At 60.7% G+C, this 13945-nt stretch carries 13 protein-coding genes and 1 pseudogene; 8 read left to right on the forward strand and 6 right to left on the reverse strand.

Going from position 1 to position 13945, the window contains the following annotated elements:
* Window positions 1-50: 50 nt before the first annotated feature.
* Window positions 51-1859, forward strand: coding sequence for an acetyl/propionyl/methylcrotonyl-CoA carboxylase subunit alpha (locus E4U03_RS06380; protein WP_135012574.1), 1809 nt, complete (start codon window positions 51-53; stop codon window positions 1857-1859).
* A 42-nt stretch (window positions 1860-1901) separates the two neighbouring features.
* On the forward strand, window positions 1902-2597 hold the full coding sequence (locus tag E4U03_RS06385) for a GntR family transcriptional regulator (RefSeq protein WP_135012576.1): 696 nt from the start codon (window positions 1902-1904) through the stop codon (window positions 2595-2597).
* Here the strand turns inward: E4U03_RS06385 and E4U03_RS06390 are convergent.
* The 3 genes and pseudogenes from E4U03_RS06390 to E4U03_RS12800 all read right to left on the reverse strand — a co-directional run bounded on the left by E4U03_RS06390 (window position 2594) and on the right by E4U03_RS12800 (window position 4721).
* Window positions 2594-3829 (reverse strand): NRAMP family divalent metal transporter, encoded by a 1236-nt coding sequence (locus tag E4U03_RS06390; RefSeq protein WP_135012578.1) that lies wholly within the window; start codon window positions 3827-3829, stop codon window positions 2594-2596. The genes E4U03_RS06385 and E4U03_RS06390 overlap by 4 nt on opposite strands.
* 322 nt (window positions 3830-4151) lie before the next feature.
* A pseudogene (locus tag E4U03_RS13730) lies at window positions 4152-4379 on the reverse strand (choice-of-anchor M domain-containing protein); the annotation flags it as partial.
* 6 nt (window positions 4380-4385) lie between these two features.
* Complete coding sequence (locus E4U03_RS12800) at window positions 4386-4721, reverse strand: hypothetical protein (protein WP_167752337.1); 336 nt, start codon at window positions 4719-4721, stop codon at window positions 4386-4388.
* 9 nt (window positions 4722-4730) lie between these two features.
* Between E4U03_RS12800 and E4U03_RS12805 the strand changes: the two genes are divergently transcribed.
* The 4 genes from E4U03_RS12805 to E4U03_RS06415 all read left to right on the forward strand — a co-directional run bounded on the left by E4U03_RS12805 (window position 4731) and on the right by E4U03_RS06415 (window position 7340).
* Entirely contained in the window at window positions 4731-4940 is a 210-nt protein-coding gene (locus tag E4U03_RS12805; protein ID WP_167752338.1) for a metal ABC transporter permease, read from the forward strand.
* A 214-nt stretch (window positions 4941-5154) separates the two neighbouring features.
* Window positions 5155-5472: a putative quinol monooxygenase gene (locus E4U03_RS06405; protein ID WP_135012580.1), complete on the forward strand. Its 318-nt coding sequence runs from the start codon at window positions 5155-5157 to the stop codon at window positions 5470-5472.
* A gap of 186 nt (window positions 5473-5658) precedes the next feature.
* Window positions 5659-6483: an NUDIX hydrolase gene (locus tag E4U03_RS06410; protein WP_135012582.1), complete on the forward strand. Its 825-nt coding sequence runs from the start codon at window positions 5659-5661 to the stop codon at window positions 6481-6483.
* Entirely contained in the window at window positions 6480-7340 is an 861-nt protein-coding gene (locus E4U03_RS06415; protein WP_135012584.1) for a thermonuclease family protein, read from the forward strand. The genes E4U03_RS06410 and E4U03_RS06415 overlap by 4 nt, the downstream gene beginning before the upstream one ends.
* A gap of 97 nt (window positions 7341-7437) precedes the next feature.
* Here the strand turns inward: E4U03_RS06415 and E4U03_RS06420 are convergent, their stop codons facing one another.
* From E4U03_RS06420 to E4U03_RS06430, 3 genes are all read right to left on the reverse strand, one after another.
* Window positions 7438-8469 (reverse strand): thermonuclease family protein, encoded by a 1032-nt coding sequence (locus E4U03_RS06420; protein WP_135012586.1) that lies wholly within the window; start codon window positions 8467-8469, stop codon window positions 7438-7440.
* 165 nt (window positions 8470-8634) lie between these two features.
* Window positions 8635-9267: a superoxide dismutase gene (locus tag E4U03_RS06425; RefSeq protein WP_135012588.1), complete on the reverse strand. Its 633-nt coding sequence runs from the start codon at window positions 9265-9267 to the stop codon at window positions 8635-8637.
* 607 nt (window positions 9268-9874) lie between these two features.
* Window positions 9875-10393, reverse strand: coding sequence for a MarR family winged helix-turn-helix transcriptional regulator (locus tag E4U03_RS06430; RefSeq protein ID WP_135012590.1), 519 nt, complete (start codon window positions 10391-10393; stop codon window positions 9875-9877).
* A gap of 414 nt (window positions 10394-10807) precedes the next feature.
* Here E4U03_RS06430 and nhaA (E4U03_RS06435) point away from each other — a divergent pair, with 414 nt between their 5' ends.
* Both nhaA (E4U03_RS06435) and nhaA (E4U03_RS06440) read left to right on the forward strand, forming a co-directional pair.
* Entirely contained in the window at window positions 10808-12157 is a 1350-nt protein-coding gene (gene nhaA, locus E4U03_RS06435) for a Na+/H+ antiporter NhaA (protein ID WP_135012592.1), read from the forward strand.
* 221 nt (window positions 12158-12378) lie between these two features.
* The gene (nhaA, locus tag E4U03_RS06440) at window positions 12379-13737 is read left to right on the forward strand and encodes a Na+/H+ antiporter NhaA (RefSeq protein WP_135012594.1); all 1359 of its coding nucleotides are present in this window, start codon (window positions 12379-12381) and stop codon (window positions 13735-13737) included.
* The last annotated feature ends 208 nt before the right edge of the window (window positions 13738-13945 follow it).

Below are 13945 nucleotides of genomic sequence, written 5' to 3' on the forward strand. Positions count from 1 at the left end.
CTAACTCCACCCCAGACCACCCCTACCCCGACCGAAAAGTGAGCCCCCGCATGCGTAAAGTTCTCGTTGCTAACCGTGGCGAAATTGCCGTCCGTATTATTGGCGCCTGCGCCGCCCAGGGGATCGCGTCGGTGGCAGTCTACGCCGATTCGGACGCCGAGGCCCTACACACCGCCCTGGCCGATGAAGCCTACGCCCTAGAGGGCACCGGCCCAGCCGAAACCTACCTAGATATGGAGAAGGTACTGGCTATTGCGGTGGCCTCGGGGGCTACCGACGTTCACCCCGGCTACGGTTTTTTGGCGGAGAACGCTGATTTTGCCCGGGCGGTGATGGCCGCCGGGCTAACCTGGATTGGCCCTGCCCCCGAGACCATCGAGGCTCTGGGCGATAAGGTTAAGGCCCGCGAGCTGGCCCAGTCGGTGGGTGCCCCGCTGGCGCCGGGGTCGGACGGCCCCGTGGCCTCCCCCGAAGAGGCCCGCGCCTTTGCCCAGGAGCACGGCCTGCCCTCTATTATCAAGGCCGCCCACGGTGGCGGCGGGCGCGGTATGCGCATCGTGCGGGAGCTGGGCGAGGTTGAGGACGCCTTCGTCTCAGCTTCGCGCGAGGCCGTAGCTGCTTTCGGTAACGGGGAGTGCTTCATTGAGCGCTTCCTAGAGAAGCCCCGCCATGTGGAAGCCCAGGTGGCTGCGGATTCCCACGGGAATGTGGTGGTGGTTGGCACCCGCGACTGCTCCCTGCAGCGTCGTAACCAGAAGCTGGTGGAGGAGGCCCCCGCCCCCTTCCTCACCGCTGAGCAGCGGGCCCAGATTGAGCGGGCGTCCGCTGAGATTTTCCAGGCCGCCGGGTATGTGGGCGTGGGTACCGCCGAGTTTATGGTGGCCCTTGACGGCACGATTTCCTTCCTTGAGGTCAACACCCGTATTCAGGTGGAGCACCCGGTCACCGAGGAGGTCACCGGTGTTAATCTGGTGGCCCTGCAGCTTGATATCGCGGCGGGCAAGCCCCTGCCCTTTACTGGGACTCCTGAGCCGGTCGGTCACGCCTTTGAGTTCCGTATCAACGCTGAGGACCCGGCTCGTGGCTTCCTGCCTGCAGCTGGCCGCATTGAGTCCATCACCGTGCCCTCTGGCCCCGGGATTCGCTGGGACGCCGGGGTACGCCCCGGTTCTGTGGTCAGCGGGGAGTTCGATTCCATGCTGGCCAAGCTGATTGTCACCGGTCCGACCCGCGAGGTGGCCCTGCGCCGAGCCCGCTTCGCCCTGGCCCAGATGGACATCGCCGGGGTGGCAACCGTGCTGCCCTTTGACCGGCAGGTGCTTGAGGCCCCGGCCTTTACCGCCGAGAGCGGCGACTTTGAGGTCTACACGACCTGGATTGAGGACGCCCTCCTCCTCTCCCTCACCCAGGGCGATGGCGCCACCACCACCCCTGCCAGCGCCGAGGCTGGGAGCGGGGTGCAGGCGTCCTACCGTCAGCCCCTGCTGCCGGTGGGTGCCAGCGTCTTCCCGGGCACCGGCATCACCCGCTTCACCCTGGAGATTGACGGCACCCCGCACCGGGTGGGCCTGCCCGATTCGGTGTTTGCTTCTTTAGGTTCGGGTACGAACGCCGCCACCCCCGCCAGCGGACAGGGGCAGACGGGCGCCGGTCAGGTGCTGGCCCCTATGGGCGGGGCCCTGCTTAAGTACACCGTTGCCGTGGGCGATGAGGTAGCCGCCGGCGACCAGGTGGCCCTGCTGGAGGCCATGAAGACCGAGGTTCCGGTGCTGGCTGAAACCGCCGGCACTGTGGCTGAGCTCCCCGCCCAGGCAGGCGAGCGCCTGACCGCGGGCCAGGTTCTGGTGGTCTTTGAGTAGAGACCTAGGCCCGCTCAGGGACCCACGCCGTACAATAAAACGGTGACTTCCCTAGCCCCTGAACCCCTGCCGTCCGCGTCCCTTGATAATATAGCCCGTAACCGCCCCATCGAGTTGCGGGCGTCCGAGTGGGCTGTATATGCCCTGCGCACCGCCATGGATGCGGGTGTTCTCACCCCCGCCACCCAGCTCACGGAAGAAGCGCTGGCCGCCACCCTGGACGTCTCCCGCAACACCCTGCGCCAGGCCTTTACCGAGCTTGAAGGGCAGAACCTGGTGCAGCGCATCCCCCACCGCGGGGTTTTTGTGGCCCGCCCCGATAGCACGCAGGTGCGAGAGCTTTTTATTGAGCGGTGGGCAGTGCAGGCGGCCGCCCTTGACTTGGCTCCCGCTGGGGAGAATAAGGACGCCCGGGCCTCCCTCGCGCGTGCAAGGGCAGCCCGGGATGCGGGGTCGGTGGACGGTATGGCCAACGCCAACCAGGATTTTCACCGGGCTCTGGTTGCGGCTGCCGGGTCAGAGCGGCTGAGCCGCACCATGTCACGGTTGCTTGCCGAGATGCGCCTGCTCTTTTTTGAGTACGCCCAGGACGGGGGCTTCCACGCTCCCTACGTTGAGATGAACGCCCACCTGCTCGGTCTGGTCGAGCACGGTGAGCGGGCCGCCGCCCACGAGGCCTTACGCAGTTACCTGGTGGCCTCGCGGGATAAGTTTTTGCAGCGGCAGGCGGATTCCTAGCCGGCCCAGAGGGCGGCGATACCGCTGAGGGACTTGTAGCCCAGGTAGATGGTCAGCAGCCAGGAGACCCAGCCAATCACGATAAGCCAGACGGGGTAGCGGTAGCCACCCAGCAGGGTTTTGGCGCGGAAGGTCGCTACGAAAAGAAGCACCGCAAAACCTACCGGCAGGATAAGGCCGTTGACGGCACCTGCCACGATCAGCAGGGTGGCGGGGGCCTTGCCCGCAACGATGAAGACGACGGTTGAGACGACGATGAAGCCGATGGTCAGGGCGTTCTTAACGGTTACGGAAGTCTTAGCGGTGGTCAGGAAGGACACCGAGGTAAAGGCCGCACCGATCACGGATGAGATTGCTGCGCCCCAGAGAATCAGACCGAAGAGGCGGGTTCCAATCTCACCGGCGGCGATGCCGAAAGCCTGACCGGCGATAGACTTATCGGTATCGAGGGCTACGCCGGTAGCGACCACGCCCAGAATGGCGAGGAAGAGCAGGAAGCGCATGATGCCGGTGATGACGATGCCGGTGACGGATGAGCGGGAGATGTCCTTGACGTACTCGGGGCCGTGGATGCCGGCGTCCAGCATGCGGTGGGCACCGGCGTAGGTGATGTAGCCGCCCACGGTGCCGCCGACCAGGGTGGTGATGACGGTGAAGTTCACTTCACTGGGAATAACGGTGTTCTTGAGGGCCTCACCGACGGGTGGGTTAGAGACAATCGCGACGTAGAGGGTTGCCAGAATCATGACGGCGCCGAGTACCACGACGATACGGTCCAGGGCAACGCCGGCTCGCTTGGAGAGGAAGACGCCGATAGCTAGGGCGGCGGTGATGATGCCGCCGGTAGTGGCGTCCATGCCGAGCATGGAGTTGAGGCCCAGGCCGCCGCCTGCGACGTTACCGACATTGAAGACGAAGCCGCCGAGGGCGACCAGGATAGCGAGGAAGATACCGAGGCCGGGAAGGACGGAGTTCGCGAGTTCCTGGGCTTTCATCCCGGAGATGCCAATGACGCGCCAGACGTTGAGCTGCACGGCGATGTCGATGAGGATCGATACCAGAATCGCGAAGGCGAAGGCTGCGCCCATCTGGTAGGTGAACTGGCCGGTCTGGGTAATGAAGCCGGGGCCAATGGCACTGGTGGCCATGAGGAAGAGGGAACCGAGCAGAGCTGCACGGCGCCCCTTGGCGGCCTGGTCTTTGGGGGTGATCAGGGCGTTTGCGTCTGCCATGTCTCTCCTTGAGGGTGCGGGCACGCGACGGAGGCGTCATAATGCGTGCTAGGTCATAGACATAGATTACACAATTGTTGAACAATCGCAAGAGAAACCAGGCTTGTCCCCTGGGGCAGTACGAGGCCATCCACACTTCATACCCCACTTTTTGTGCATGTACCCCGGTTAAAAACCTGGGTAGTTGGTGGCTAGCGCCAGACTGGCCGGCAGCTATCCCGGCGGTCGGCTGATCACTGGGCTGGGCAGTGGGCTCAGGGCTGGGGGCGCTCTCAGCTGCAGCCAGGCAGTCGTCAATCACCGCGCCACCTACAGCAAAGACCGCGCACTGGGTCTCACTGTGGGCCATGGTTCCATCGGGCAGCGGGGCGCTGTAGTAGACATTGAAGCCGTAGACACCTGGGTCGGTAAAGACCCAGTTGGCGTGGGCGTGGGTAGCAAAATCAACGTCGATGGTGGTGTCCTTGGTAGCACCCCCGGCGTGCAGGGTGACCGTCCCGGCGAGCTGGGCATAGTCAACATCCTGAGTGTTCCAGCCGGGCCAGAAAATACCGGCCTACTGGGTCTGTGGCAGGCCGCAGAACTCGCTACCGGCCTCGCCCAAGAAGTTCAGCTCGGGGGCCATCATCTGCTCCTGGCGGGTGAAGCGGGTATTATCGCCCAGGCCCAGCACCACGTCGTTCAGGGAGCGCTCAGTAGCTTCGCGGGTGACAACCCCGGTCTCGTCTTTCAACGCCAACTTCAGTGCCCCACCTGCCAGAGATGCCTTGATATCGACGTGCCCGCCAGTGAGCAGGTAGCGGCCTTCGAGCTCAGGGGGCTTGCACTGGCGGACGTCGGGCAGGCGGCGGCTATTGCGGCTGTACTGGCGCTTGTGTTGGGGCTCTTCCATAAGGAGATTGTGGCGGTATCGCTCGATAAGGAGAGCGCGAAAGCTGCGGGCCTGCCGGTGCTGGCCCTGCTGGTGGTTCCGGCGGCGAGCGCCCGCCTGCTCTGCTCTACCCTGGGGCGCATGATGGTCTGTGCACCGGCCTTCGGGGCGGTGACACCACGGTGGGGCTTTATCTTTCCTGGGCTTTCAACCTGCCCACCGGCGGCGTCATCGTGCTGACCATGATTGCCGGGTTCCTGCTCTGCTGGGCGGCTAGTCGGGTACTTCACGGCCGCTTCCCCCTGAAAAGTGCAACTTCCCGTTAAAAAATGACAGGCATGTGCACTTTTCGAAGGGCGTCTTCGTTACGGGAAGTTGGTCTCTGCCTTGTTTTTGCTTCTTTACCTCGGAAAGATAGCAAGTGAACTGTTATCAATCGAGTGAAGGAGCACCCGTGATTTTCATTGTTGTGAAGTATCAGGTTAAGGACGGCGACCGCGAGGGCTTTTTGGCCGCTACCCGCGAGTTCACCGAGGCTACCCGCGCCGAGCCGGGCAACAAGTGGTTTGAGTGGTCACTGAGTGTGGAAGACCCCAACGAGGTTGTTCTCGTTGAGGCTTTTGAGGACGACGCCGCGGCAGCTCACGTAGAGTCAGACCACTTCGCCAAGGGGCTGGAGGCCATGAAGCCCTGGCTGACCGAGACCCCCAAGATTATTTCCCGCACGATCGACGGCAACGACTGGGAGGAAATGGGAGAGCTGAAAATTTAGATTTCGTAGCTTTCCCCGCACCAGGACGCCGGTGGGCAGGTTGCTGCCTGCCTGCGTCCTTGTTTTTGTTCCCGGGCTTGTGCCCGGGGTGTTGGGCGGGGCTTATCTCTTGACCGATTGACTAGAATAGGTGTAGAGGTCGCCGTGGGGCGTCCTGATTTTTACTGCCTACGACCGGGGAGCCATATGACTTTGCCGAACGCCGCCCAGGCCCACCACGATGAACATCTTGATGCCGACCATACCTCGGTTTCGCTTGCTGTTTCTACCGTGATTTTGGCTCTGCGCCGCAAGGAGGGCGAGTCTCACCATTCGCTGTGGCTGCCTCTGGTGCGCCGTTTGCGTGAGCCCTATAAGGGCCAGTGGGCCCTTCCGGGTGGCCCTCTCCAGCCCGATATGTCTCTTGAAGAGGCGGCTGGTTATACCCTTCAGCGGGCGACCGGCCTGGTGCCGGGTTACCTTGAGCAGCTCTATGCTTTTGGCGATGTGCACCGCACCCCGGATTACAAGATTATGCGTGAGGGTGGCTCTCTGCCTGTTCCTGCTGAGGAAGACCGGCATGAGCGTGTGGTGTCGGTGATTTACTGGGCGTCAATCCCCCAGACTGAGGTGAACCGCACCCGCGTGCACGAGAATATCCGCTGGTTCCCGATTGACGAGCTCCCTATCCTGGCCTTTGACCACAACGAGATTGTTGAGTACGCCCTCTACCGCTTGCAGAATAAGGTGGAATACTCCCGTATCGCCCACTCCTTCTTGGGTGAGGAGTTCACGCTCGCCCAGCTGCGTGAGGTCTATGAGACGATTTTGGGTCGGGCGCTTGACCCGGCGAACTTCCGCCGCCAGATTGCGGCGTCCAAGTCTATTATTGATACAGGTAAGCGTGTTGAGGGCACCCGTCACCGCCCGCCGCGCCTTTACCGCTACAACCACTCGCGCGCCTTTGCGGACCAGGGCCCTCTGGGTATGTACCGCGAGGCCGCCTATAACGCTGAGAACGGTGATGCTTGATGAAGCGTTTAGCCCCGCTGCTTGCTCTCGCCCTGGTGTCTCTCACAGCCTGTGGGTCCAGTGATACGGCCGGTAGCACCGCGAGCGCCCCGACTATTACTTACACTGATGGCATGACGGCTACGGTGGTATCGGTTGAGTCGGCTAATACTTTTACCGCCAGTTTTGATGGGGTTGAGAAGCAGGTTCGCCTGATTAACACTTCTTCCCCCACCGATAACGGTGTGGCCCTCTCTTCTAACTGCCTGGTGAGTGAGTCAAAGGCCCTGCTGGCTGAGAAGCTACCGGAGGGCAGCCAGGTGACTCTGAATTTTGATGAGTCCCAGCGCGGGGCGACCGGCTATGTTGAGGCTGCGGTGTATGCGGGTGATGCTTTTATCAACCGGGATATGGCGCGGGCTGGCATGGTGGCTACTACTTTTACTACCGCTACAGATGAGTTCTATGGCGAGATTTCTCAGGCCCAGCAGGATGCCGCCAACGAGGGTGCAGGCCTGTATTCCAAGGGTGTTGAGTGCACGATTCCGGCTGAGATTCAGGCCCACCAGGCTAAGGTTGAGGACGCCCGCAACTGGGAGATTAACACTTCGGCTGATGCCTCGGTTGAGGATCAAAAGCGAGTTTCTGAGCGGGAAACTATCTACAAGGAGGCGTCAGCTTTTTACACTGAACTTGAAGGGCAGAAGGCTGCCCCGGCTCAGTGGGTTGGTTCTATTGTGACTCTTGATGCGGTAGAGAACCAGCTGACCGATCTGAAGAGTCTTCTGGGCGATGATTTCTACCCTGAAAACGGTACCAGCGTGAACCAGCAGAAGAAGGCTGAGGCGGAGGCGACTCCGGTACGCCCGGGTTCCTAAAAACGGTTGAACGCGGCAGCGGACGCCGCCCCTCACCTCCGTGCCTGTAGGCAGGAGGGCGAGGGGCGGCGTCCTTGTGTTTGTCTGGTGGGTGAATTTAGGGGGTTAGAGTAGGGCTTTCCAGGTCTTCGGGGTGGGGTGTATCACCAGGGTGGGTGTTGTCCGGGTTGGCTGAGGTGGGTTCGGGAGCAGGCGGCTGCTCTGACGCCGGGGTCTCTTCTGGCGCAGCAGGCTTGTCGGGAGCTGGCGGCTGGCTAGCTTCGGCCGAGGGTTCACCTTTGGCGTCCTTTTCTGCTTTTTCGCGTTCTAGTCTTTCCCGTTCGGCTTCTTCTGCCAGGTTGTAGACGATGCGTTTGCTGTCGCGGGCGCGAACGAGGGCGTCGCACAGGGTTTTGACGGACTGGGTTTGGGCGACGGTTGAGAGCAGGGGCAGGTCGCTGGCAGTTTCGTATTCTTCTAGGCGGCGGGTGAGAGAGTCGGCGGCTTCTAGGGGCTCCTTGAGGTCTATTCCCTGAGCGTTATTTACACTGGTGAGAGTTGAATTGAGACGACTAGGGAGGGTGCAGTCAATGGTTCGGCTATAGATACCAGCCTGCTGCTGGTCGGCCTGGTCTTGGGCTGCACTGATGGTGTCGTAAAGGGTGGAACCGCCTTCGGGAATAGCCACGCCGAACCCTGCCCGGGCCATTTCGGCATTGAGCATGCGCCCGTCGGGGAGGGTGACTGCGGCTTTGACGGTGACGGTGGGGCTTACGGACGGGTCAGGCTGGCTGGTTTCGCCCGCCACGAGGGCCTCGTCGTAGGTGAGGGTGACGGGCGAGCCGATGGGAAGGAGCTTAGCCAGGTAGTCAGCGGCTTCGGGGGCCAGGCAGCGCATGTCTTCGTTCTCGTGTTTAGCCTGCGGGGTGACGAGACCGAGTAGGTCAACGGTAATAGGGGTGCCGTCGCGTTCCATGCTGAGGGTGTCGGCGTCGATGACGCCCACCAGGCGGGCTATAGAGCGATTTTCGGTGGTGCTGGGGGTGGCGGTACTGACCGGTTCGGTGTCACTGCCGAAGAGGCCGCAGCCGGTAAGGGTGAGTATGCCAGCGGTCAGGGCGGCAGGCGTGAAAATGCGGGCAGGGCGCATGGGTCTACTCCTTTATGTTGCTCACCATACTAGGTGCCCCAGCGCTTGACCTGCCAGTATTACGGGGCCGGGGTGGCCCTTAAAAAAGCCGGGTGCCGGCGTCCTTCTCTCATCGGAGCGGACGCCGGCACCCGGCTTTTTGCCTATACGCGGGGCGTGAGGGGTTTAGGCCTCAGGAATGATGAGGCCCTTAGTCTGGGAAACAGCGCGGTCGAAGCGGGCTGCAACGTCTTCCCAGTTAACGATGTTCCAGAAGGCCTTGACATAGTCACCCTTGACGTTCTGGTAGTCGAGGTAGAAGGCGTGCTCCCACATGTCCAGCTGCAGGACGGGAATCAGGGCGACGGAGATGTTGCCCTGTTGATCGTAGAGCTGCTCGATGACGAGGCGCTTACCGACGGTGTCCCAGGCCAGGATAGCCCAGCCGGATCCCTGGATGGTGAGGGCTACGTTTTCGAAGTGGGCGCGGAAGCCATCGAAGGATCCGAAGTCGTTGTCGATTGCTGCTGCCAGTTCACCGACGGGCTTGTCGCCGCCCTCGGGCGAGAGGTTCTTCCAGAAGATGGAGTGGTTGGTGTGGCCACCCAGGTTGAAGGCCAGGTCCTTGGAGAGCTTGCCGATGTTGGCGAAGTCGCCCTTTTCACGGGCTTCTTCCATCTTTTCAAGAGCGGTGTTGGCGCCGCCGACGTAGGTGGCGTGGTGCTTGGAGTGGTGCAGCTCCATGATGCGGGCTGAGATGTGGGGCTCGAGGGCTGCGTAGTCGTAGTCGAGTTCAGGCAGAACGTACTTTTCTGACATGGTCATTCCTTTCGTTGAAGGCCCTTCTTTGGGTCTTTCTGGGTTTAACTCTACACACTGGGGCGCGTGGGGTCACGGGAGGTTACTTGATAAGTCCCCTTGTTTAGCCCTGGGCAAAATGGCCTGAAACGGGGCGGACGGACGCCGACAGCGGGTTTTCCACAGTTTTCCACTTAAGAACGGGGAAAGTTATCCACAGGTGGGGATAAAACTGGGGATATTCGAATTACACGGGTGAGAGTTTCGAAAATGTTCGAGGGAATACGGGGTAGAGTGGGGCAATTCGGGAGTTAGTCTTTCGAAAATACCCCGGTGTTGTTCGAAAATCACACGGATGTCACTTATCCACGGGTGTGGATAAATTCTGTGGAAAACAGGATTTTGAGGCACTTTAACTCGGTGGATACTGCACTTTTACCCACAGGAAGCAGGGTTTTCCACGTTTTAAGTGGATATTGTTCACAAAGTTATCCACAAGTGGGGATAAAAGATGCCCCAGCCACCTAAACAGGCTGACCGGGGCATGTTTTTATCGATAATCCAGATTTAAAGCTGTGGATAAGAACTGTGCATAGCCGTAGCGGGTGCTACCAGGGGTTTAACTCGCCTAGTCGAGAGAAGCTACATTCGAGACGTTAATGACCGTGCTGGGCTTGTCCCCTAATACTGACTTGCCAATTTTGGCCAGGGACTTCACCTGGCGGGCATTGAGCTGGTCAAAGATAATGCGGCGAACAGCCTCAACATGGCCGGGGGCAGCCTCCTGCACCTTAGCCAGACCACCGGGTAGCAGGTGGCAGATAGAGACGCGGCGATCCTTCTCCCAAGTGCTGCGCTCGACAAAGTTGTCTTTCTCCAGACGGGTTACCACCCGTGACAGTCGAGGTAGCAGGGTGTTGGTCTGCCGAGCAAGATCGGTCATGGTGAGCTTGTGCTGGGGCGACTCCGACAGCATAGCGAGCACCATGTACTCAACAAAGCTGAGACCCGAATCCTTCTGCAGCTGGCTTTCAAGTTGGCCGGGCAGGTTAAACATAATGGAGGAGATAAAGAGCCAGCCTTCGCGCTCTTCTTCAGTCAGCCAGCGGGTGGCATCGATAGCGGCTGCGGGGGTTTCTTCGCTCATGGTTCCTCTGGTCGGTGCAGTGGGGAGGACTGGGGGTTGTCTATACCTAGTCTAAGTTTCTTTCGAAAGGGTTTCTGCTTCTGGTGCACCCGTGTTGGCGCGTTTTGCGAAAAATATCGATTATTTAGGGCTAGTTTTTGCCCCCAGGTCTCGGTAGGCACCCCTCAGCCCAGCCTCTTGCTAGCATGACTCGCTCCCAAAACTTGTTCCTGCCATCTAGTTCCTCGCCCCCGCGCCCATTTGATAAGCTGGATTACTAAGGTGTGCCGGGAAGACTGGTCGGCCCGCCCAACTCACCACCGCTCCACCTGAAGGTAGGCGCCCGCGGCGCTACAGGCGTCCGCCCCGGGAATCTTTCAGAAGCGGCCGGTGAGTAGGCGGTTTATCGTTACTCATCGACCTCAAAGAGCGTTTATGTCATCAGAAAACACCGTCCTATCGCGCGAATCCTACAAGGAATCCCAGCGCATTTCAGAGATTCTCTCCAAGGAATCCACTGGCGGCATCATCCTGCTGGTTGCCACCGTCCTCGCCCTCATCTTTGCTAACTCAGCGGCTGCCGAGCACTACTTCGGCCTACGCGATACCTACCTGGGCGCAGACTTCTGGGGCCTGCACCTCAAACTCTCCATCGGCCACTGGGCAGCGGACGGCCTGCTAGCAGTCTTCTTCTTCCTGGTCGGTCTGGAACTCAAAAAAGAATTCGTCGAAGGCGACCTGCGCAACCCCGGTAAGGCTCTGGTGCCCATCGTGGCAGCGGCAGGTGGCGTTGCCCTGCCCGCCATCATCTACGTACTGGTCAACCTCAACAGCAGCTCTGAAGCACTCGGGGGCTGGGCTATCCCCGCCGCGACCGACATCGCTTTCGCCGTGTCCGTCCTTGCCGTCATTGGCTCCCACCTACCCTCTGCCCTGCGCACCTTCCTGCTCACCCTGGCCGTGGTCGATGACCTCATCGCTATCACTATCATCGCCCTCTTCTACACTTCTGACCTACAGATTGGCTACCTGGCGCTCTCGATTATCCCGATTGCCCTCTACGCCCTGATCGCGCGCAAGGGTGAAAAGCTCTTCCACCTCTCCCCCGCAGCATCCTGGTTCATCCTGCTGCCCATCGGTTTTGTGGTCTGGGTACTCTTCCTCAACTCCGGTATTCACGCCACCATCGCGGGCGTCATCCTGGCCTTCATGATTCCCGTGCGCAAGAACAAGCGCACCGAGGCGGCGGACGCCCACCACGGCCTGGCCGAGGTCATGGAGCACCGCGTGCGCCCCTTCTCCGCCGGTTTCTGCGTACCCGTCTTCGCCTTCTTCTCAGCGGGCGTCGCTATCGGCGGCTTCCAGGGCTTCATTGACGCAGTCACCGAGCCGATTGCCTACGGCATTATTCTGGCCCTGATTTTCGGCAAGATGATTGGTATTACTGCTTCCACCTGGCTAATCACCCGCCTGCGCCATGCCAACCTCGACCCCGATATCAAGTGGATTGACGTCATCGGTATGGCAACCCTGGCCGGTATCGGCTTCACCGTCTCCCTGCTAATTGCCGAGCTGTCCTTCGGCCTGGGCTCCGACTACAACGATGCAGCTAAGGTCGCGATTTTGACCGCTTCGGTCACCGCCGCCCTGCTGGGTGCCCTTATCCTGTCGATTCGCAACAAGCACTACAAGCAGATTGCGCTCAAGGAGACCGTGGATGAGAACCAGGACGGCATCCCCGACGTCTTCACCGACAACACGGACGCACCCCGCCCCGGCGCTTAGCGTCCGCCTGCCTGCCCCTCGTCCCTTCCCCGAGGGGACCTGATTTCTTCAAAAGGACCGCATATTATGCGGTCCTTTTGAAGTTTTGCGGTCCCCTTGAGTGAGATGAGGGGCGGACACCGGTGTGCAGTTCTGCATCTCAGATTCCGACATTAGCTGGACTAAAGGAGCATAATGGAACCTAAAGCAAGCGATGACACCTACCTGAGCTAAGGAGAGGCATGACCCAGGAGCCTCACAAAGACCCCCTCTTTTCGCGCGGATCATACGCCGAGACCAGTCGCGTCTCAGAGATTATGCGCAAGGAATCGGTGGGTGGCTTTATCCTGCTCGCCGCCACCGTGCTCGCCGTCGTCCTGGCTAACACCCAGGCAGCGAGCTTCTACGAGGGCATCCGCGACACCGAACTTGGCTTCAACATTCCCGGCTTTAGCCACCTGATGATGAACATGCATCTCTGGGCGGCCGACGGCCTGCTCACGGTCTTCTTCTTCCTCACCGGACTGGAGCTGAAAAAAGAGTTCGTGGTGGGCGACCTGCGCGACCCGGGCAAGGCTATTGTTCCGGTAGCGGCAGCCTTCGGCGGTGCTATGACCCCGGCTATTATCTACTTCGCCATTAACCACGGCAACGAAACTGCGGTACACGGCTGGGCTATTCCCGCTGCCACCGATATCGCCTTCGCGGTCGCCGTCCTGGCAGGTGTTGGCACCTTCCTGCCTGCTGCCCTGCGCACCTTCCTGCTGACCCTGGCTGTGGTCGATGACCTGATTGCCATCATCATTATCGCCCTCTTCTACACCAGCAACTTCCACGCCTGGTACCTAATTATCTCCATCATTCCCATCGGGCTATATTTCTGGCTGACCCACAAGCATGAAAAGCTCTTCCACGACCACGAGTGGGCGGCCTGGGTTATCCTGCTCCCCCTGGGTATTATCACCTGGGCTCTCTTCCTGGAGTCCGGTATTCACGCCACCATCGCGGGCGTCATCCTGGGCTTCTGCGTGCCCGTGCGCATGACCGCCCAGGCCAAGCAGGCCGACGCACACGCTTCCCTGGCTGAGACCCTGGAGCACCGCCTGCGTCCGCTCTCCACCGGCATCTGCGTACCCCTCTTCGCCTTCTTCTCCGCCGGTGTAGCCGTTGGTGGTTGGGACGGCCTGCGCGCAGCCCTCACCGACTCCGTTGCTATCGGCATCATGGTCGGCCTGGTGCTGGGCAAGACCATCGGTATCACCGGCACCACCTGGCTCATTACCCGCTTCCGCGGCGTCAACCTAGACTCCGATATCAAGTGGATTGACGTGGTTGGCCTAGCCGTCACCGGCGGTATCGGCTTCACCGTTTCCATGCTGGTCGCCGAGCTCTCCTTCGAGTCGGGCTCCCTGCACACCGAGGACGCCAAAATCGGCATTATGATCGGCTCGGTTATCGCAGCGGTCTTAGGCGCAACGATCCTGTCGGTTCGCAATAAGCACTACAAGCAGATTGCGCTCAAGGAAAGCATCGACGAGAACGAGGACGGCATCCCCGACGTCTTCACCGACAACACGGACGCGCCGCGCCCCGGCGCCTAGCGTCAGTCCGCCCCATCTCACAGGATAGGTACCATCACAGTAGACGTGTTTTGCACAAACGCAACCGAGCTGTGAGAATTACCCCTAGTGTTCACCGCCCTAGCGCCGGTGATTCTCCGCCCTTACTGCCCACCGTGCCGCAGCTAAGGCGCCCCACCAAGTGCAGACGCACCCACCCCCTACCCCGGGCAGGTCTGCCCTTTTAACG

Origin of the sequence: Rothia nasimurium, assembly GCF_004569295.1 — a bacterium.
GTDB classification, from domain to species: domain Bacteria; phylum Actinomycetota; class Actinomycetes; order Actinomycetales; family Micrococcaceae; genus Rothia; species Rothia nasimurium_B.

Bases quoted from the DNA above. Each gene is read 5' to 3' on its own strand.
- E4U03_RS06380 (WP_135012574.1), top strand. From the start codon at position 51: ATGCGTAAAGTTCTCGTTGCTAACCGTGGCGAAATTGCCGTCCGTATT.
- E4U03_RS06390 (WP_135012578.1), bottom strand. From the start codon at position 3,829: ATGGCAGACGCAAACGCCCTGATCACCCCCAAAGACCAGGCCGCCAAG.
- E4U03_RS12800 (WP_167752337.1), bottom strand. From the start codon at position 4,721: ATGGAAGAGCCCCAACACAAGCGCCAGTACAGCCGCAATAGCCGCCGC.
- E4U03_RS06410 (WP_135012582.1), top strand. From the start codon at position 5,659: ATGACTTTGCCGAACGCCGCCCAGGCCCACCACGATGAACATCTTGAT.
- E4U03_RS06420 (WP_135012586.1), bottom strand. From the start codon at position 8,469: ATGCGCCCTGCCCGCATTTTCACGCCTGCCGCCCTGACCGCTGGCATA.
- E4U03_RS06425 (WP_135012588.1), bottom strand. From the start codon at position 9,267: ATGTCAGAAAAGTACGTTCTGCCTGAACTCGACTACGACTACGCAGCC.
- E4U03_RS06430 (WP_135012590.1), bottom strand. From the start codon at position 10,393: ATGAGCGAAGAAACCCCCGCAGCCGCTATCGATGCCACCCGCTGGCTG.
- nhaA (WP_135012592.1), top strand. From the start codon at position 10,808: ATGTCATCAGAAAACACCGTCCTATCGCGCGAATCCTACAAGGAATCC.
- nhaA (WP_135012594.1), top strand. From the start codon at position 12,379: ATGACCCAGGAGCCTCACAAAGACCCCCTCTTTTCGCGCGGATCATAC.